Genomic DNA, 16,242 nt, shown 5'->3' with positions numbered 1-16,242 from the left:
CCTTCACTTCTGATCTTTACTAAGCGACTACAGGGTTTGCATGGAATCCAAGCACGCACCGCGCCAGGTCGTCATCCTGGCCTATGAAGGCATGAACCTGCTCGACCTGTCCGGCCCGCTGCAGGTGCTGGCGACCACCAATCGTCTGCAGGGGCGGGAGGTGTATCGGCTGCATGTGGCTTCGGCGCAGGGCGGCGCCATCGTCACCAGTGCCGGACTGCCGGTGATGACGCAGTCGCTGGCGGCGCTGGATGGACTGCTGGACGGGCAAGCGCTGCATACGCTGATCTCGCCCGGCGGCAGCCTGGGCGAGCCCTTCAGTCTGGATCTGGCACTGGTGGCATGGATACGCCGGATGGCGCCGCTTGCACAGCGTGTCTGCTCGGTCTGTACCGGCGCCTTCCACCTGGCCGAGGCCGGCGTGCTGGATGGCCTGCGGGTGACCACGCACTGGGATTCGGCCGAACAGCTGCAGCGCCGCTATCCGGCGCTGGAGGTCGATGGCGACCCGATCTACATCCGCCAGGGCCGTATCTGGACGTCCGCGGGCGTCACCGCCGGCATCGACCTGGCACTGGCACTGGTGGAACAGGACCTGGGCCATGCCTGCGCCATCGCCACGGCACGCCAGCTGGTGGTGTTCGTCAAGCGTCCGGGCGGGCAGTCGCAGTTCAGCGCCCCGCTGGCCTCGCAAGCCACCGGGGCAGGGCGCTTTGCCGAGCTGCATGCCTGGATCGCCGCGCATCTGGAAGCCGACCTGCGGGTGGAAAACCTGGCGCGCCGGGCCAATATGAGCCCGCGCACCTTTGCCCGGCTGTATGTGGCTGAAACCGGACGCACGCCGGCTCGTACCGTCGAACTGATGCGGCTGGAAGCGGCGCGCCGTGCGCTGGAGGAAACCCGCCTGCCGCTCAAGCGCATTGCCAGCCAGGCCGGCTACGGGGAAGAGCAGAACTTGCGGCGGGTATTCCTGCGCCAGCTCGGGGTCAGCCCGGGGCAGTACCGCGAGCGTTTCGCTACCGTCGCCCACCTCGGCGCCTAGGGCGCGGGGGCGTCGGCCGGCAGCGGCTCCAGCGACTTCAGCCCGGCCAGGGAATCCAGCCACCATGACAGCGCCGGTCCGGCCGGGTGGTCGGGCTTGTAGACGCACTGGATCGGCAGCTCCTCGCCCTGGGGCGAGTGATGAATGGTGCTGATGCTGATCAGCCGTCCCGCTGCCAGGTCATCCTTGACCACATGCAGGGGCATGTTGCCCCAGCCCATGCCGGCACGCAGCAAGGCGTGCTTGGTCCCCAGGTCGCTCATGCGCCAGGTCAGGCGCGAATGCACCGAAAAATCCTGCCGCGCCGTGAGCTCGCTGCGGTCGCTCAGCACCAACTGGGTCTGCTGCTGCAGCATCTTTTCCGTCACCCTTCCCTTGACCTGGGCGAGCGGATGGCCGGGTGCCACCACCGCCACCAGCTGCACGCTGGGCAAAGTAATGCGCAGCAGGTTGGGTGGCGTGGTCGGCAGCGTGCCCAGGATGCCCAGCATGGAGCGGCCATCGATGACCCGCTCGGCCACCGCCCCCAGCGCTTCCACCTCCAGCCTCACCGTCACGGCCGGGAAGGCGTCGCGAAAGCGTCGCAGCAGGTCCACCAGGCAGTCGGTGGGGAAGAACACGTCCACTGCCAGCGACATCTCCAGCTCCTGCCCACGGGCATAGGAATTGGCCCGCACCTGCAACGAATCCACATGGTCCAGCACCTGGCGCGCATCGGCCAGCAGCGCCATTCCCGGGCGGGTCAGCTGCGGCCGATAGCCGCTGCGGTCGAACAGCAGCACCCCCAGCTGATCTTCCAGCGTGGCGATGGCATAGCTCACCGCCGATTGCGCCCGCGCCAGCTTGCGCGCAGCTGCCAGGAAACTGCCACTGTCGGCAACCTGGACAAATACCCGTAACTGGTCCAGCGAGAGGCGTTCGATGTTCATGGCATTCCCCAGAAAGCAGAGCAAAAGAGAGCAAAACGCCAACTATATCTAAAAAATTGATGGTGATTATAAAAAGATAATCAGTTTTTCCGAGGCGTGATCTTGCCTATTCTGTCGTCACTGGCTGCAGCGAAACGCCGAGAGCGAACAGCACAAAGCCGGGCTTTGTCGGCAGTAGCAAGACGAACACATTGAAGTCATGTAGAAAAATGCAGTAAGAAAATGCAGTAAGACAACACGGCATCACAACTCAAACAACCGTAGTTCACCCATACCCAATATCAGAGAGGCTTACCATGATTACCAACTACACCACCTTCCGTATCGGCCGCGTCCTGCTGGCGTCGCTGTTCGTCATCTCCGGGATCTTCAAGATCGTCGGTTTCGCCGGTACCGTCGGCTACTTCACCAGCCTGGGCCTGCCGGTCCCGACCCTGGCCGTGCTGGTCACCATCCTGGTCGAAGTCGGCGGCGGTCTGCTGCTCATGAGTGGTCGCGGCGTGCGTCCGGTGTCGCTGGTGATTGCACTCTTCACCGTCGGCGCCACCCTGTCGGCCCACCATTTCTGGACCATGGAAGGTGCCGCTGCCCAGGGCCAGATGATTCACTTCCTGAAGAACGTGGCCCTGATCGGCGCCTTGCTGCTGGTGTCCTCCATCGACACCCAGGCCCAGCCGGAAGAAGCACACTGATTCAAGCACACTGATTCATTGATCCGCTGATCCTCACCTGTCACCGCCCCATCAATGCAGTCCCGGCCCGCGCCCAAGAGGTGCGGGCTGATTCAGATTCAAGGAGATCGACCATGACTACCCCCTACACCCGCCAGATCGAACGCCTGGTCAACGGCATCCCCACCCAGGATGGCGCCGGCGTCAGCCTCACCCGCGTGCTGACCCACGACCTGCAACGCCGCCTGGACCCGTTCCTGATGCTGGATGCCTTCCACTCCGACGAACCCAGCGACTACCTTGCCGGTTTCCCCGACCATCCGCATCGTGGCTTCGAGACCGTGACCTATATGCTGGCCGGCCGCATGCGCCACCGCGACAATGCCGGTAACGAAGGGCTGCTGGAACCGGGTGGCATGCAATGGATGACTGCCGGTCGCGGCCTGGTGCATTCCGAGTTGCCGGAGCAGGAAAACGGCCTCATGAGCGGCTTCCAGCTGTGGGTCAACCTGGCGGGCAAGGACAAGATGACCGATCCCGGCTATCAGGACATCCCCTCGGCCGGTATTCCCGAGACCTTCCCGCAACCGGGGGTGAAGGTGCGCGTGCTGGCCGGTACTGCCTTCGGTACCGATGGCGCCATCCGCCGCGATACCACCGAGCCGCTGTACCTGGATCTGGACCTGGAAGCCGGCGTGAGCCTGGAACTGCCGATCCCGGCCACCCACAATGCTTTCCTCTATGTCTACCAGGGCAAGCTGGCCGTGGGCGGCGAGGGCGCCGAACCCCGTCCGGCCGACGCCGGTCGCATGGCCGTGCTGACCAATCCGGTGGGCGCCGCCGGGGTGACGGTGCGGGCTGAGCAGGGTAGCCGCTTCCTGCTGATCGCCGGCAAGCCTCTGAACGAGCCCATCGCCCAATGGGGGCCGTTCGTGATGAATACCCGCGAGCAGGTCGAAGCCGCCATCGATGATTTCCGCGCCGGCCGTTTTTGAACGCACCTGCCCTGAAAAAGACTGCACTTCATCGCCAGTCATCTGAATGAAAAAAACGGGCGTCCGGGACGCCCGCACCACAACAGGAGAGCACCATGAGCAACATCCTTCACAAGATCCAGGGCCTGACCCGCGACATCGGCTTCCCCGTGCGCCGTCTGCTGCCCGCTGCTGCCGCCCGTACCGTCGGCCCCTTCGTCTTCTTCGATCACATGGGTCCGGTGGAATTCGACGCCGGCACCACCGAAGGCGATGTCCGTCCCCACCCGCATATCGGCCTGGCCACGGTTACCTACCTGTTCTCCGGTGCGATGATGCACCGCGACAGCCTGGGCGTGGTCCAGCGCATCACCCCGGGCGCGGTCAACTGGATGGCCTCGGGTCGCGGCATCGTGCACTCCGAGCGCATTCCCGACGACATCCGCGAGCAGAAGGTGCCGGTGCACGGTCTGCAGATGTGGGTGGCCCTGCCGGCCGACCAGGAAGAGGACGCACCGAGCTTCCATCACTACGCATCGGAAGACATGCCGCAGACCCAGGTGGGTGGTGCCAGCCTGCACGTGCTGGCCGGTTCGGCCTTCGGCGTGAGCTCGCCGGTAAAGACCGCCAGCCCGACCCTGTACGTGGCGGGCAGCACCACCGAGGGTGCCGAGCTGGAGATCGGCGCCGAGGTGCAGGAGCGCGCCGTCTATGTGGTCCGTGGCGATGTGACGCTGGATGGCGAAAGCATGCCGGCCGGCACCCTGGCCATTCTGCAACCGGGTGCCACGGTCGCCCTCAAGGCGGTCGGCGAGGCGGTCTTCATGATCCTGGGCGGTGCGCCGCTGGATGGCCCGCGCTTCGTCTGGTGGAATTTCGTCGCCACCTCGCGGGACAAGATCGAAGCCGCCAAGCTGGCCTGGAATGGCCGCGACAAGCAGGTGTTCCCGGATATCCCGGGTGAAACCGAGTGGATTCCGCTGCCAGCCCATTGAGCCGCATCGCGGATTCCGGATCCACGGCGCTGAAAAGAAAACCGCCAGTCGTGTGCATTGCATGCATCACGACTGGCGGTTTTTTTACCGGCGGCGGCCGGTGGCGCAGAGCTCAGAGCTCAGAGCAGTCCGATGATGCGGCCCATCTCGGTGATGTAGGGGCTGTCCTTGAGGACCTGGTTTTCCAGGCTGTCGGCGGCGCGACGCAGGGATTGCCAGGTGTCGCCGACCTGGCCGGCATGGGGTTGCGGCGCGCTCAGATGTTGCCGCAGGCGGGCGATGTCTTCGCGCAGCTGGTCGGCTTCGGTGCTGCCGGCGGGCAGTTTCTGCAGCTCCGCCTCGAACTGGCCGACCATGTCCAGCAGGCGCTGGTGATCGAAACCCGGGGTTTGCATTTGCTCGCTCATGGATTCTCCTTCGGTGATTGACCGGCTCCATCATAGGCGCATTGCAGCGCGGCCGGCGAAAAAAGCCGCCGGGGTTTGCCCGACGTCAAGTTGTCTTGTTTGGTTGTCGATGGCGGAGGGAAGTTCCGGTTCCGGCGAGGCCACGGCGTCATGCTTTGCTACACTGGCGGCTGTTTTTGCGCGCGGCGCGTCCGGCGCCGCCATTGCCTATCCTGATTCATGACTTCACAAGACGATTTCCCGCCGCAGCTCACCTGGCAGTCCGGCGCTCTCCAACATCAGCTGCGCTGGCATTCCGAGGCCGGTAATCCGCCGCCTCGGCGGGTCCAGGAGGCGGACGACCAGATCGCCGCCGATACCGCCTACAAGCTGGCCTGCGAAGGGACCGGCCTGCTTTGGCGCGGCGACTTCCAGAATGCACGGCAACTGCTGCAGGCGCTTGGCCGGCGCGTGGACAAGGCACGCGAGCGCGCACTGGCCAAGAGCCGCAGCAAGCCGGCCAGCGACGAGAGTCCGGCCCAGGCCTTCCACCAGCATCGCCAGATGCAGGCGCAACGCGCGCGCATCCTGGGCATGCTGCTCATTCCCGTGGAGCCCGGCTTCGTGGTGCCGCTGCGGCGTGCACCGGAGGTGCAGGCGGCCTGCAGCGAGGCCTACGATGCGTCGCTGGCCAGCGAGTCCTTCGCCGTCTCGCTGCGCGAACTGCAGGGTCTGATCGGTGCCCATGAATGGCGCAAGAAGGGTGTCGAGATTGCCGCACTGGGTGGGCGCATCCATCCCTATTACGGCGTATTTTCGCCGGTGCGGGGTGAGTATGTGGACCTGGTGGCGCAGGCGCCACTGCCATCCACCGAACTGGCCTTCGACATCGGCGTGGGTAGCGGTGTGCTCTCGGCGGTGCTGGCAAAGCGGGGCGTGCGCAGGATCGTCGCTACCGACATGGATCCGCGCGCCCTGGCCTGTGCCAATGAGAACCTGCGTGGCCTGGGCCTGCGCCAGCAGGTGGATCTACAGCAGACCGACCTGTTCCCGGCCGGACGGGCGCCACTGGTGGTGTGCAATCCACCGTGGCTGCCGGCGCGACCCAGCTCCGCCATCGAACATGCTGTCTATGACCCCGACAGCCGCATGCTGCTGGGTTTCCTCAATGGACTGGCGGCGCACCTGACTGCCCAGGGGGAGGGCTGGCTGATCCTCTCCGATTTCGCCGAGCATCTCGGCCTGCGCGCACCGGGCATGCTGGCCGAAGCGATTGCGCAAGCGGGCCTGGAGGTGGTGGCACGGCACGACATCAAGCCGCGCCACGGCAAGGCCGTCGACCGTGACGACCCGCTGTTCGCCGCCCGCAGCAAGGAAACCACCACCCTGTGGCGCCTGCGCGCCCGGGCCTAGTCCATCCTGGTCCATTGCAATGGCCACCCTGGGAGAGCCCTGATCATGACAATTCCACGCATCCTGGCCTGCCTCTTGTGCGCAGCGGCCCTGCCTGCCCTGGCGCAGGTCACCACGCGCGACCTGGGTGGTCACTATGGCCCACACCAGCAGGCGGTGCCGATCCCGGTGCCGGTTCCCGTGCCGGATACCTTGAACGGCAATGGCGCGCTGGCCGAGCCCATCACCACCTCCGGCAACAGCTGCACCTGCCAGGTGGCGCCTACCAGCGGTGGCGCCTGCATGATCTTCCTGCGCACCAATGCGGCCGACTGGATCGCCAGTCATGCCGCCCAGACACCGCTGCGTTCCTCCGCCAGCGGCCGTTACTACGATGCGCCGTTCGCGCTGGCCGCCAGTGCCTGCGCCGGGCGCAAGGTGGCGCCGGCCGGTGTGAAGGTGCACTGGCTGGACCGCCGCAACGCCATCATCGAATGGAAATAGCCAGACCCTAGGCCGGCGCCTGCCAGGCCGGGAACTGCAGCAGGACCGCAAAATGGCCGTCCGGCAGATAGGCGAACTGCATCTCGCCGCCGTGCGCGCGCATCACTTCCTCGACGATGGACAGGCCCAGGCTGGCGCCCATGCGATCCCCCGCACGCGGCGCGAAGGGCTTGCGCAGGCGCTCCCAATCGCCGGCCGGAATGCCCGGCCCGTCGTCGATGAAGCGCAACTGGTGGTATTGACCATCGCTATCCACCCGCACATGCAGCAGGCCCGGCGCGCCGTATTGCAGGGCATTGTCTAGGATGTTCTTGACGGCCTCGCCCAACGCGATGGCGTCACCCAGGATCAGGCAGGGCAGGGGCGGCACATCCAGCGCCAGGTCGTGCGGCGTGCGCGCCCGGTTCGACAGCACCTCGGTCATCTGTGAGCGCACCAGCGCGGCCAGGTCGATGGGCTCCTGCAGGCGGCTGTCGTTGCGATGCTGCACCATGGCATGATTGATCAGCTGGTTCACCAGCGCGCCCAGGCTGCGCGTGCGTTCACGCAGCAGGCCCAGGTGGCGCTGGCGTTTTTCTTCGTTGCTCTCGCTGGCCAGCAGTTCCATCTGCGCCACCAGTGCCGTCACGGGCGTGCGCAACTGGTGCGCGGCGTCGCCGATCACGCGGCGCATGGTGGCGCGGTGTACCGCCAGCCGCTGCATGAAGGCATTGATGGCGGAGACCAGCGCATGGGTTTCGGCCGGCACCGTCAGGGCCAGGGGCGAGAGGTCATTCAGGTCGCGTTCGCGGATGGCCGCCTCGATGCGCTTCAACGGCGCCAGTGCCTGGTACAGCGTGAACATGGCGGCCACCAGCGTGAACACACTCATCACCACGATCACCACCAGCGCCTTGCTGCCCAGGCTGTGGGCGAAGGACATGCGGGCATTGTTGGTCTGCGCCAGCACGATGACGGCCCAGGGATGCGGGCTGTCGACCGGCATGCGGCGGCCGATGATCGCCATGCGCACCGGCGTGCCCAGGTATTGGCCATCGCGCAGCAGCGGGCCCTGTTCCAGTTCATTCCAGGGAATCTCGGGGCGGAATTCGGCATCGCCGGCGATCACCCGGCCGCGCGGATCGAAGACGGCATAGATGGCGTGGTCGCCGGTACCCAGCATCGACAGCGCAGCGAGCGGCACATCGACATTGACCTCGCCATGGTCGTACCAGGTGTTTTCGGCGATCTGCAGGGCGCTGCCGGTGAGGATGCGGTCATAGGCTTCCTTGGCGGCCAGCTGGGTGGAAATCCAGATCGCGATCAACAGCACCGCGGCGCTGGCCAGCAGCACCGCGCCCACGCGCACCACCAGCCGGGTATAGAGCGAGCGCCCGGCCACCACGTCCTGAGTGCGGCCCTGCATCAGGGCAGTGCCTCGGCCGGGGCCTGCAGCACCAGTTGGTAGCCCAGGCCGCGCAGGGTGCGGATCTCGAAGGCGGCGCCGGCCAGTTTCTTGCGCAGACGCGCCACGTATTGCTCCACCGTGTTGGCGTTGGGGGTGTCATCGACGGTGAAGAGCCGATCCATCAATTCATCCTTGTTGAAGATGCGACCCGGACGGGCGGCGATGATTTCCAGCAGGGTCACCTCGCGCCGCGTCAGGTCAATGGGCTGGCCGTCCAGCGTGGCGCTGCGGCTCTTGCGGTCGATGCACAGGTTGGCGCAGTGCAGCAGGTTGGTGGATTCGCCGCCGCTACGGCGCAGCAGCACGCGGATGCGGGCCTCCAGTTCGCGGAAATCGAAGGGCTTGACCAGGTAGTCATCCGCGCCCAGGTCCAGGGCGCGCACCCGTTCCTCGATCTCGCCGCAGGCGGTCAGCATCAGCACCGGGGTGTGCTGGCCACGCGTGCGCAATTGTTCCAGCAGGGCGAAGCCGTCCAGTTGCGGCAGCATCACGTCCAGGATCAGGAGGTCGAAGGCCTCGCCCAGGCGGCGGCTGGCGGCCAGTCCCTGGCTCTCCCATTCTACGGTATGGCCGATGCGGGTCAGGTGGGAGACGATGGCCTCGGCCACGTCGGCGGTGTCTTCGACCAGCAGGATGCGCATGGGGATCTCCAGTGTGATGGCGTTGCCGCAGCTGTGGGCGCTGCTTGGGCGTGTTGCAGGGCGCCATTGTATGCCCGAACGCATAGGGAAAAACAGCCGTCAGCTTTTAGTCAGATTCGTTACAGCTTCGCGGCCTAGCATCCGTTCCAACATAAATCCTATAAATCATTTGGAGACTTGCATGAGCGACAATGCCCATGGCGCATCTGCCATCGATCCATCGCGTCCGCTGCTGGAGATCGACCGCGTCACCCTGCAATACAAGACCACCGATTCGCTGGTGACGGCCACCCAGAGCGTGAGCTTCAACGTCCATCCGGGCGATCGCTACATCCTGCTGGGTCCCTCCGGTTGCGGCAAGTCCACCCTGTTGAAGGCCATCGGCGGCTACCTGCAACCGACCTCCGGCGCGATCCGCCTAAAGGGGCGCGAGGTGCATGAGCCGGGACCGGACCGCATGATGGTGTTCCAGGAATTCGACCAGCTGCTGCCCTGGAAGACGGTGCGCCAGAACGTCGAATTCGCGTTGCACGCCAGTGGTCGCCTGCAGGGCCGCGCCGCCGCCGAGCGCGCCGAGTACTACATCAGCAAGGTGGGTCTGGCCAAGTTCATCGACAGCTATCCGCACATGCTCTCCGGGGGCATGAAGCAGCGCGTCTCGATCGCCCGTGGCATGGCCATGGAGCCGGACGTGCTGCTGATGGACGAACCCTTCGCCGCACTGGACGCGCTGACCCGCCGCAAGATGCAGGATGAGCTGCTGCGCCTGTGGGACGACACCCAGTTCACGGTGCTCTTCGTGACCCACTCCATCGAGGAAGCCATCCGCGTCGGTACCCGCATCCTCCTGCTGACCCCGCACCCGGGCCAGGTCCGCGCCGAACTCAACAGCATCGACCCCAGCCAGCTGGGAACCGCCGCCCAGGCCGAGCTGGAAACCCGCATCAACGACATGCTGTTCGCGCATCACTGAGCCGCGCCAGGAGACAACAATCATGCAAACCAATCTGCCCTACGTCCGCCCCGAGATCGTGGTGGAACCCAACCCCAATGCCACCGCCGAGGTGCAGCGCCCGCTGTCGGCCTTCGAATCGCTGTATCGCATGGGCTGGCTGCGCAAGACCGTGATCCTGCTGGTACTGGCGGTGATCTGGGAAGTCTATGGCCGCTGGCTGGACAATGCGCTGCTGTTCCCCAGCTTCAGCGAGACGGTGCAGGCCTTCCTCGCCGGCATCGGCAGCGGCGTGCTGCTGGAGCGTGCCGCGGTATCCATGCAGACCCTGCTGGTGGGCTACGGCCTGGGCATCCTGCTGGCCGGTCTGTTGACCACCGTGGCCATCAGCTCGCGCATCGGCAACGACCTGCTGGAAACCCTGACCTCCATGTTCAACCCGCTGCCGGCCATCGCGCTCTTGCCGCTGGCGCTGATCTGGTTCGGCCTGGGCACCGGCAGCATCATCTTCGTGCTGGTGCACTCGGTGCTGTGGGCGGTGGCCCTGAATACCCATGGCGGCTTCCGCGCGGTGTCCAACACCCTGCGCATGGTGGGCCAGAACTATGGCCTGCGCCGCTTCTCGCTGGTGAAGTCCATCCTGATCCCGGCAGCCTTCCCCAGCATCCTCACGGGCCTGAAAGTGGGCTGGGCCTTTGCCTGGCGCACGCTGATCGCAGCCGAGCTGGTGTTCGGGGTTTCTTCCGGCGCCGGCGGCCTGGGCTGGTACATCTTCGAAAACCGCAACCAGCTGGAAACCGCCAACGTCTTCTCGGGCCTGTTCTTCGTGATCATCATCGGCCTGGTGGTCGAGAACCTGATCTTCGCCCAGATCGAGAAGCGCACCATCCGTCGCTGGGGCATGCAGCACTGAGACCGAGCGCAACACGACTGACCACGACAAGACCGATAAACTGAGAACCCACAGGAGACAACACATGAAACGTCGTACCTTTAGCAGCATGATGATCGCCGCCACCCTGGCGCTGTCCACCGCCGCCGGTGCCGCGCGCGCCGAAGCGCCGGAAGTGCGCATTTCCCACGGCTACGGCCTGCTGTACCTGCCGCTGATGGTGATCCGCGACCAGGGCCTGTTGGAAAAGCATGCCAAGGCCATGGGCCTGGGCGATGTGAAGACCAAGTGGGTGCTGCTGGACGGCGGCAATGTCATCAACGACGCCATGCTGGCCGGTAACCTGGACATTGCCGGCACCGGCGCCCCGGGCTTCGTGACCCTGTGGTCCAAGGCGCATGGCATCCCGCGTTCCGAAGTGGTGGGCCTGGGCGCACTGTCGACCTCGCCGCTCTGGCTGAACACCAACAACCCCAACGTCAAGTCCCTCAAGGACTTCACGCCCAAGGACAAGATCGCCATCCCCGGTATCAAGACCTCGCTGTCGGCCGTGCTGTTGCAGATGGCCGCGGCCAAGACCTTCGGTGCCGAGAACTACGCCAAGCTGGACCCGCTGACGGTGAGCCTGTCACACCCGGAGGCGATGGCCTCGCTGGTCTCCGGCAAGACCGAGATCACCGCCCACTTCACCTCGCCGCCGTTCTCCTACCAGGAAGCCAAGGCGCCCGGTATCACCCGCGTGCTGAACTCCACCGACGTGCTGGGCCACATCACCATCGACGTGGTCTTCGCCCTGAAGTCCTTCACCGACAAGAACCCCAAGCTGACGCAAGCCTTCATGGCGGCGCAGGAAGAAGCGAACGCCTATATCGTCAAGAACCGCAAGGGCGCGGCTGAAACCTTCTTGCGCGTCTCCAAGCTCAAGCTGCCGCAGGAAGAAGTGGAACAGATGCTGGCCGACCCCGGTACCGAGTTCTCGACCACGCCGGTGGACATCATGCAATACGTGCTCTTCATGAGCAAAGCCGGCACCATCAAGACCAAGCCGGCGGTGTGGAACGAGATGTTCGTGCCGGCCTTCAAGGACCGCAAGGGGAGTTGAGGGGGAGTGCAGGGAAGTTGCGTGGCGCTGTCTTGCCATGACATGACACAGCCGGGGGCGGCAGACGCTGCCCCCGGCTGTGTCATTTTTCTTGCGCGTTGATCCCGTCGCAACGCTGTGCCACCAGCTCCGCCAGTGCATCTCCCAGCGATTCCGGCCGTCCTTCGAACAGGCGTTGCAAGGCCTGGGGATCGGCCAGATGCGCATACAGCGCCTGGCGCGCCGGGTAATCGGTCGCCATGCGCACCGCCGCCAGGATGTAGTCGTCCAGGGTGGCGGCAATGGTCCAGTCGGGCAGGCCGACCCGGCGGAACAGGCCCTCGTCGATGTGCTCGAAGACTTCCGGCCCGGTCTTGCAGACCCCCGGCAGGCCGACCGTGAAGGCGTCGATAATGCCGTTGGTATTGCCGAAGGGCAGCGGCGACAGGAACATGTCGCACTGGTTGAAGATGGACAGGTATTGCTGGTAAGGCTGGTGCGGGTAGACCTGGGCGCCCGGCACGTAGCGCAGTACCAGGCGCTGCAGTTGCGGATACAGCAGCCCCTGCGCCTGACCGACCAGGAAGTGCAGATGCACCTGTTTGCCAGCACCGCCACCGGGCGTCCTGGCCGCCAGTTCCACGATCTTCTGGCAGGCCATCAGGAAGCGTGGATTGAGCTTCATCGTGGTGGCGGCGATGGCGATGTTGACGTGGGGCAGGTCGCGTCGCTCCAGCCGCGGTACCGCGAAGGGAATGGCCGAGGGCCGATAGGGCTGGCCGTCGGCCGGCAGGCGCAGCAGCTTTTCGCTGAAGCAGGCCGGGTCGCCGACGAAGTCGTCTTCCACGCTGATGTAGTCGATGCGCGGCGAATGCGTGGTGGCCGGGTGGCCCAGCGCCGCCACCTGCAGCGGTGCCACGCGCAGGTTGGCGGCAAACATGGTGATCGGGAACATGCCCACGCTGGGCATGTAGAACACCTGTGGCTGTCGGGTGCGGGCCTGCGCGGCGATCTGGCGCATGCAGCCCATCAGGTCCGAGGGTTGCTCCAGGATGACGAATTCATCGAAGACTGCCCGCCCCAGATCGTCGGTATTGGCCTCGTAGCCCATGGCCACGACGTGGAAGTGGCGGCGTGCCGCCTCCAGCGTCTTGGAGTGGGTGCGATAGATGGAGTGGCCGCCGGAAAACCATTCCAGCAGCACCAGCATGACCGGCTTGCCGTCGACCCGGCCAGCGCCATCGTGATCCAGGTCAGCCAGACCCTCGGCGCGCAGCTTCTTGACGATCAACTGGTTGATGGCGCCCTTGATGCGATGGCGCTGCGGCAGGTCGGCATAGCTGCAGTGCATGTAGACGTCATGGAGCACCGCCACCGGCAGCCCGTCCAGCGAGTCCAGCTGCTGCAGCCGGTCCGGCAGCCAGCCCAGCAAGGCCTCGCGCTTGGAGTGCGCTGCCGGCGTGCCGAGAAAGCGTGGTGACATCAAGGCCAGGAACAGGGCCGCCGCCAGCGGCTTGTTCTGCGCCCACAGCATTTCCACGTCCAGTGGCAGTTCCGATTCGGGCGAGTAGAGGATGCAGAATTTCACCAGGTCCAGCGGCTTGATTTCGAACACCTCGGCCTGCGGACCACCCAGCTTGAGCGAGGCCAGGATGTGGTCGGCATTGATGAAGTGGCTGGCGCCGAACAGCGCCGCAAGCCAGCGCTGGAAATTGATCAGCTGGCCGAAGCCGTCCGGGCTGATGTGAAAGGCGGGGTCCGAGAACAGTGCCGAGATGGCGCTGGTGACGCGGGTCAGCATGTGCTGCTCCAGCTCGGTGGCGGTGACGGCGGCCGATACCTGCAGCGAAAACTTGTCGGCCAGCTGCCCATACTGGCGGTCGATCAGCAGCAGCAGGCGCACCAGTTCGCGGGCGGCTGGCTCATGCTGCCGCGAGTAGCACAGGTACTCGAATTTTTCCAGGGAGAAAATTTCGTCGGGGCGGGCCGTCATGGCGGGATCTCTTGATCAAATGGAGGCAGCCGGCATTGTGCCGTCTATGGCAGACGACTGCCAGCGCTTTCACGTCGTGCCGCGCCAGACGGTGGGGGGAAGATCCACTGCACCGCCTCCGGCGCCCCGAACAGCCGCGCCGCACCATGGGCGGCGCCGGGGATCTGCCGTTGCGGATGATCGACCGGAATCTGCCAGCGCTGCGACAGGTCGCGTTCGCTGCCCACGTAGGCCAGTTGTCGCGCCACCCGGGTCTGGCCTTGCATCGCCGCGCCGCAGGCATGGTCGAGGTAGCGGTGTTGCGGATCAGTGTCGCGAGCACCCACCATGTAGCGCACGTCCCGGGCGGCATAGCGGGCAAACAGCTGGCGTCCGTCCAGCTGCGGTGGCGGCAGGTAGGCGGGCGCATGCTGCAGCCCGTAGCGGTAGTCGTCGTAGCGCGGACAGGCCTGCATCTGCCTAGTCGGGATGGCAAAGCCGTCGCCGAGCGGGCGCTCCGGGCTCAGGTAGAGGTAGGAGGAGGGGCTGGAGATGACATAGCGCACATGGATGCCCGTCTGTTGCAGCTCTTCCGTGACCGCATTCAACACCGCGTAGCGCTGCAGCAGCTGCGCCCCGGCCGAATGGCCGATCAGCACGATCTCGCGCAGGTCCGGAAAGCGCCGCGGGTCACCCAGCCAGCGCAGCAGGTCGTCCAGCACCTGGAAACTGGTGATCCCCGTCACGCCCCGCGCCGACGGTTCGCCCTGCATCCAGGCGCCGCCGCCCCATACCGGCATGCCCGGCAGCACGCCACGGTCCTTGTGGGCCATGAAGTTGGGGGCCAGCAGCAAGTTGTCGGACGCTGCCAGACCGGCCATCGTCAGCAGGTGTTGACCGATGGCGAAGTAATCATCGGCGTTGCGCTTGACGCCGTGCAGGATCACCACGGCCTGCCGCACGTGACTTGGCAACCGGCCCAGATCGGCATTGGCATACAGGCCGAAGGTGTAGGGCGGGCGAGCAGGGCCTTCCAGCAGCAAAGGCTGGCGCATCGCGTCGCCGCTGGCAGTGGATGCAGCGGAGGCAGAGGCACAGTGGCCCAGGAGGGAGGTCAGCAGCAACGCCAGGGCGAAGGCGAGGGACATCAGGGAAGAGGGAGGTCGGGCCATGGTCTCAAAGGTGGCGAGCCTGTGCGTGCGTCGGCCTGCCACTATAGCCGGCAAATGCCCGGCCCGCTCAGTGCGGTGTGCGGGCCTGCAGCATGGCCGAGGGCGACTGGCCGAACAGTTTCTTGTAGTCGCACGAGAACTGGCTGAAATTGCTGAAACCCCAGGCCGCCGCAATGTCGCCGATGGGCTGTCGGCCATCGCCATGGGCCAGCGCGCGGCGCACGCCATTCAGGCGCAGCAGGCGCAGGTAGCTCATCGGGCTCACGCCCAGCACATCCTCGAAACAGTATTGCAGCGTTCGCCGGCTCACATGTAATGCCTCGCACAGCATGGGCACGGTGACCGGGCTTTCCTGATGGGCCAGGGCCAGATCGCGGGCGTCGTTGACGATGCGACGGCGGCGCAACAGGCTGGCGCCCGCCTCGGCTTCGATGTCGCCTTCGTCCAGCAGTGCCAGCAGCGAGACCAGCACCGCTTCCTGGCGCAGTTGCAGGGCGGCATGGGCTGCCTGGCCGCTGGCCTGGCCGGCCAGCGCGAGCAGGGCGCCGATCTGGTGGCGGCAATCGTCCAGGCCGCCGGCATCGACCTTCAGCATTTCGGCCTGACCCAGCCGGCGCCAGTCGGGCTGGCAGCCGAGCCGGGCGGCGCTGGCCTGCAGGGCGTCGCGCTGGACCACGACACCGAAGATGTCATGTTGATCCGGCGTGACCAGTTCGAAATCGCAGGCGCCGGGTCGGGTCATCACCACGTCCTGTGGCACCAGGCGGCCATTGATGCGCATGCCCATGGTGCGCACCTCGATGCCGAACCAGTAGGCATCCGGCCACACCTGGCAGGACTGGCGCACGGCACGGCTGCCGGCCTCGCGGAAGATCTGCAGACCTTCGCTCTGCCATTCCTGCAGCACACCCTCGAAGCTGCCGCAGGCCAACTGGTCGTAGCGCTGCTCCCAGTCGGTGAGGTTATGGGCATGTTCGTCCACGTCACGCGCAACGGCGGTGCGCAATGCCCGCCGGCTGTGCGTTGCCACTGTGTCAGGCTGGGACAGTGCAAGAGAGGACATGGGACGACTCCATAGATGAGTGGCATCGATAGCCGCCCGCAGGCGACGCAGTTTTGCCGAATTTCGATAACGCCGCCGATTTGGCCGTTGCTATATTGCGTCGCTAGGGCAGCGTCTTGATCAAAATCA

At 65.6% G+C, this 16,242-nt stretch carries 16 protein-coding genes; 9 read left to right on the top strand and 7 right to left on the bottom strand.

Features of this window, described 5'->3' with window-relative positions; translation table 11 throughout:
- Positions 1–40 precede the first annotated feature (40 nt).
- Positions 41–1,042, top strand: coding sequence for a GlxA family transcriptional regulator (locus tag BTM36_RS22910; protein WP_077238089.1), 1,002 nt, complete (start codon positions 41–43; stop codon positions 1,040–1,042).
- Here the strand turns inward: BTM36_RS22910 and BTM36_RS22905 are convergent.
- Positions 1,039–1,971: a LysR family transcriptional regulator gene (locus BTM36_RS22905; RefSeq protein ID WP_077238088.1), complete on the bottom strand. Its 933-nt coding sequence runs from the start codon at positions 1,969–1,971 to the stop codon at positions 1,039–1,041. The two genes, BTM36_RS22910 and BTM36_RS22905, sit on opposite strands and share 4 nt — an antisense overlap.
- A 296-nt stretch (positions 1,972–2,267) precedes the next feature.
- On the opposite strand from BTM36_RS22905, the gene BTM36_RS22900 reads away from it, so the two are divergent.
- The 3 genes from BTM36_RS22900 to BTM36_RS22890 all read left to right on the top strand — a co-directional run bounded on the left by BTM36_RS22900 (position 2,268) and on the right by BTM36_RS22890 (position 4,611).
- Positions 2,268–2,663, top strand: a complete 396-nt coding sequence (locus tag BTM36_RS22900; protein WP_006463871.1) for a DoxX family protein — start codon at positions 2,268–2,270, stop codon at positions 2,661–2,663.
- 113 nt (positions 2,664–2,776) lie between these two features.
- Positions 2,777–3,637 (top strand): pirin family protein, encoded by an 861-nt coding sequence (locus BTM36_RS22895; protein ID WP_077238087.1) that lies wholly within the window; start codon positions 2,777–2,779, stop codon positions 3,635–3,637.
- 95 nt (positions 3,638–3,732) lie between these two features.
- The gene (locus BTM36_RS22890) at positions 3,733–4,611 is read left to right on the top strand and encodes a pirin family protein (RefSeq protein ID WP_006463869.1); all 879 of its coding nucleotides are present in this window, start codon (positions 3,733–3,735) and stop codon (positions 4,609–4,611) included.
- Positions 4,612–4,730: 119 nt separating this feature from the next.
- On the opposite strand, the gene BTM36_RS22885 is transcribed toward BTM36_RS22890, so the two are convergent.
- Positions 4,731–5,018, bottom strand: a complete 288-nt coding sequence (locus BTM36_RS22885) for a hypothetical protein (protein WP_006463868.1) — start codon at positions 5,016–5,018, stop codon at positions 4,731–4,733.
- 219 nt (positions 5,019–5,237) lie between these two features.
- On the opposite strand from BTM36_RS22885, the gene BTM36_RS22880 reads away from it, so the two are divergent.
- Complete coding sequence (locus tag BTM36_RS22880) at positions 5,238–6,410, top strand: class I SAM-dependent methyltransferase (protein ID WP_077238086.1); 1,173 nt, start codon at positions 5,238–5,240, stop codon at positions 6,408–6,410.
- Positions 6,411–6,455: 45 nt separating this feature from the next.
- Positions 6,456–6,893 (top strand): hypothetical protein, encoded by a 438-nt coding sequence (locus BTM36_RS22875; protein WP_077238085.1) that lies wholly within the window; start codon positions 6,456–6,458, stop codon positions 6,891–6,893.
- Between the two features lie 7 nt (positions 6,894–6,900).
- Here BTM36_RS22875 and BTM36_RS22870 read toward each other — a convergent pair whose 3' ends face one another.
- Entirely contained in the window at positions 6,901–8,298 is a 1,398-nt protein-coding gene (locus BTM36_RS22870; RefSeq protein WP_077238084.1) for a sensor histidine kinase, read from the bottom strand.
- Positions 8,298–8,981 carry a response regulator transcription factor gene (locus tag BTM36_RS22865; protein ID WP_077238083.1) on the bottom strand — a complete coding sequence of 228 codons (684 nt, stop codon included), beginning with the start codon at positions 8,979–8,981 and terminating at the stop codon, positions 8,298–8,300. Before BTM36_RS22865 ends, BTM36_RS22870 begins: the two co-directional genes overlap by 1 nt.
- A 181-nt stretch (positions 8,982–9,162) precedes the next feature.
- Here BTM36_RS22865 and BTM36_RS22860 point away from each other — a divergent pair, with 181 nt between their 5' ends.
- The 3 genes from BTM36_RS22860 to BTM36_RS22850 all read left to right on the top strand — a co-directional run bounded on the left by BTM36_RS22860 (position 9,163) and on the right by BTM36_RS22850 (position 11,927).
- Positions 9,163–9,954, top strand: a complete 792-nt coding sequence (locus BTM36_RS22860) for an ABC transporter ATP-binding protein (RefSeq protein ID WP_006463863.1) — start codon at positions 9,163–9,165, stop codon at positions 9,952–9,954.
- A gap of 22 nt (positions 9,955–9,976) precedes the next feature.
- Positions 9,977–10,846, top strand: coding sequence for an ABC transporter permease (locus tag BTM36_RS22855; RefSeq protein WP_006463862.1), 870 nt, complete (start codon positions 9,977–9,979; stop codon positions 10,844–10,846).
- 64 nt (positions 10,847–10,910) lie between these two features.
- Positions 10,911–11,927: an ABC transporter substrate-binding protein gene (locus BTM36_RS22850; protein ID WP_077238082.1), complete on the top strand. Its 1,017-nt coding sequence runs from the start codon at positions 10,911–10,913 to the stop codon at positions 11,925–11,927.
- An 82-nt stretch (positions 11,928–12,009) separates the two neighbouring features.
- On the opposite strand, the gene BTM36_RS22845 is transcribed toward BTM36_RS22850, so the two are convergent.
- The 3 genes from BTM36_RS22845 to BTM36_RS22835 form a co-directional block, all read right to left on the bottom strand.
- Positions 12,010–13,899, bottom strand: coding sequence for a peptide transporter (locus BTM36_RS22845; RefSeq protein WP_077238081.1), 1,890 nt, complete (start codon positions 13,897–13,899; stop codon positions 12,010–12,012).
- A gap of 44 nt (positions 13,900–13,943) precedes the next feature.
- The gene (locus tag BTM36_RS22840; RefSeq protein ID WP_077238080.1) at positions 13,944–15,050 is read right to left on the bottom strand and encodes a hypothetical protein; all 1,107 of its coding nucleotides are present in this window, start codon (positions 15,048–15,050) and stop codon (positions 13,944–13,946) included.
- A gap of 67 nt (positions 15,051–15,117) precedes the next feature.
- Positions 15,118–16,113 carry a helix-turn-helix domain-containing protein gene (locus BTM36_RS22835; protein ID WP_077238079.1) on the bottom strand — a complete coding sequence of 332 codons (996 nt, stop codon included), beginning with the start codon at positions 16,111–16,113 and terminating at the stop codon, positions 15,118–15,120.
- Positions 16,114–16,242: the final 129 nt, after the last annotated feature.

The sequence above is a fragment of the Herbaspirillum sp. VT-16-41 genome (genome assembly GCF_001994935.1).
GTDB lineage: Bacteria > Pseudomonadota > Gammaproteobacteria > Burkholderiales > Burkholderiaceae_D > Herbaspirillum > Herbaspirillum frisingense.
The sequence above is the reverse complement of the archived record's forward strand: the minus strand, read 5'-3'. Positions and strand labels throughout refer to the sequence as shown.

Excerpts from the sequence above, each read along its gene's own strand:
- BTM36_RS22910 (WP_077238089.1), top strand. The coding sequence starts at position 41 with ATGGAATCCAAGCACGCACCGCGCCAGGTCGTCATCCTGGCCTATGAA.
- BTM36_RS22905 (WP_077238088.1), bottom strand. The coding sequence starts at position 1,971 with ATGAACATCGAACGCCTCTCGCTGGACCAGTTACGGGTATTTGTCCAG.
- BTM36_RS22900 (WP_006463871.1), top strand. The coding sequence starts at position 2,268 with ATGATTACCAACTACACCACCTTCCGTATCGGCCGCGTCCTGCTGGCG.
- BTM36_RS22895 (WP_077238087.1), top strand. The coding sequence starts at position 2,777 with ATGACTACCCCCTACACCCGCCAGATCGAACGCCTGGTCAACGGCATC.
- BTM36_RS22890 (WP_006463869.1), top strand. The coding sequence starts at position 3,733 with ATGAGCAACATCCTTCACAAGATCCAGGGCCTGACCCGCGACATCGGC.
- BTM36_RS22885 (WP_006463868.1), bottom strand. The coding sequence starts at position 5,018 with ATGAGCGAGCAAATGCAAACCCCGGGTTTCGATCACCAGCGCCTGCTG.
- BTM36_RS22880 (WP_077238086.1), top strand. The coding sequence starts at position 5,238 with ATGACTTCACAAGACGATTTCCCGCCGCAGCTCACCTGGCAGTCCGGC.
- BTM36_RS22875 (WP_077238085.1), top strand. The coding sequence starts at position 6,456 with ATGACAATTCCACGCATCCTGGCCTGCCTCTTGTGCGCAGCGGCCCTG.
- BTM36_RS22870 (WP_077238084.1), bottom strand. The coding sequence starts at position 8,298 with ATGCAGGGCCGCACTCAGGACGTGGTGGCCGGGCGCTCGCTCTATACC.
- BTM36_RS22865 (WP_077238083.1), bottom strand. The coding sequence starts at position 8,981 with ATGCGCATCCTGCTGGTCGAAGACACCGCCGACGTGGCCGAGGCCATC.
- BTM36_RS22860 (WP_006463863.1), top strand. The coding sequence starts at position 9,163 with ATGAGCGACAATGCCCATGGCGCATCTGCCATCGATCCATCGCGTCCG.
- BTM36_RS22855 (WP_006463862.1), top strand. The coding sequence starts at position 9,977 with ATGCAAACCAATCTGCCCTACGTCCGCCCCGAGATCGTGGTGGAACCC.
- BTM36_RS22850 (WP_077238082.1), top strand. The coding sequence starts at position 10,911 with ATGAAACGTCGTACCTTTAGCAGCATGATGATCGCCGCCACCCTGGCG.
- BTM36_RS22845 (WP_077238081.1), bottom strand. The coding sequence starts at position 13,899 with ATGACGGCCCGCCCCGACGAAATTTTCTCCCTGGAAAAATTCGAGTAC.
- BTM36_RS22840 (WP_077238080.1), bottom strand. The coding sequence starts at position 15,050 with ATGGCCCGACCTCCCTCTTCCCTGATGTCCCTCGCCTTCGCCCTGGCG.
- BTM36_RS22835 (WP_077238079.1), bottom strand. The coding sequence starts at position 16,113 with ATGTCCTCTCTTGCACTGTCCCAGCCTGACACAGTGGCAACGCACAGC.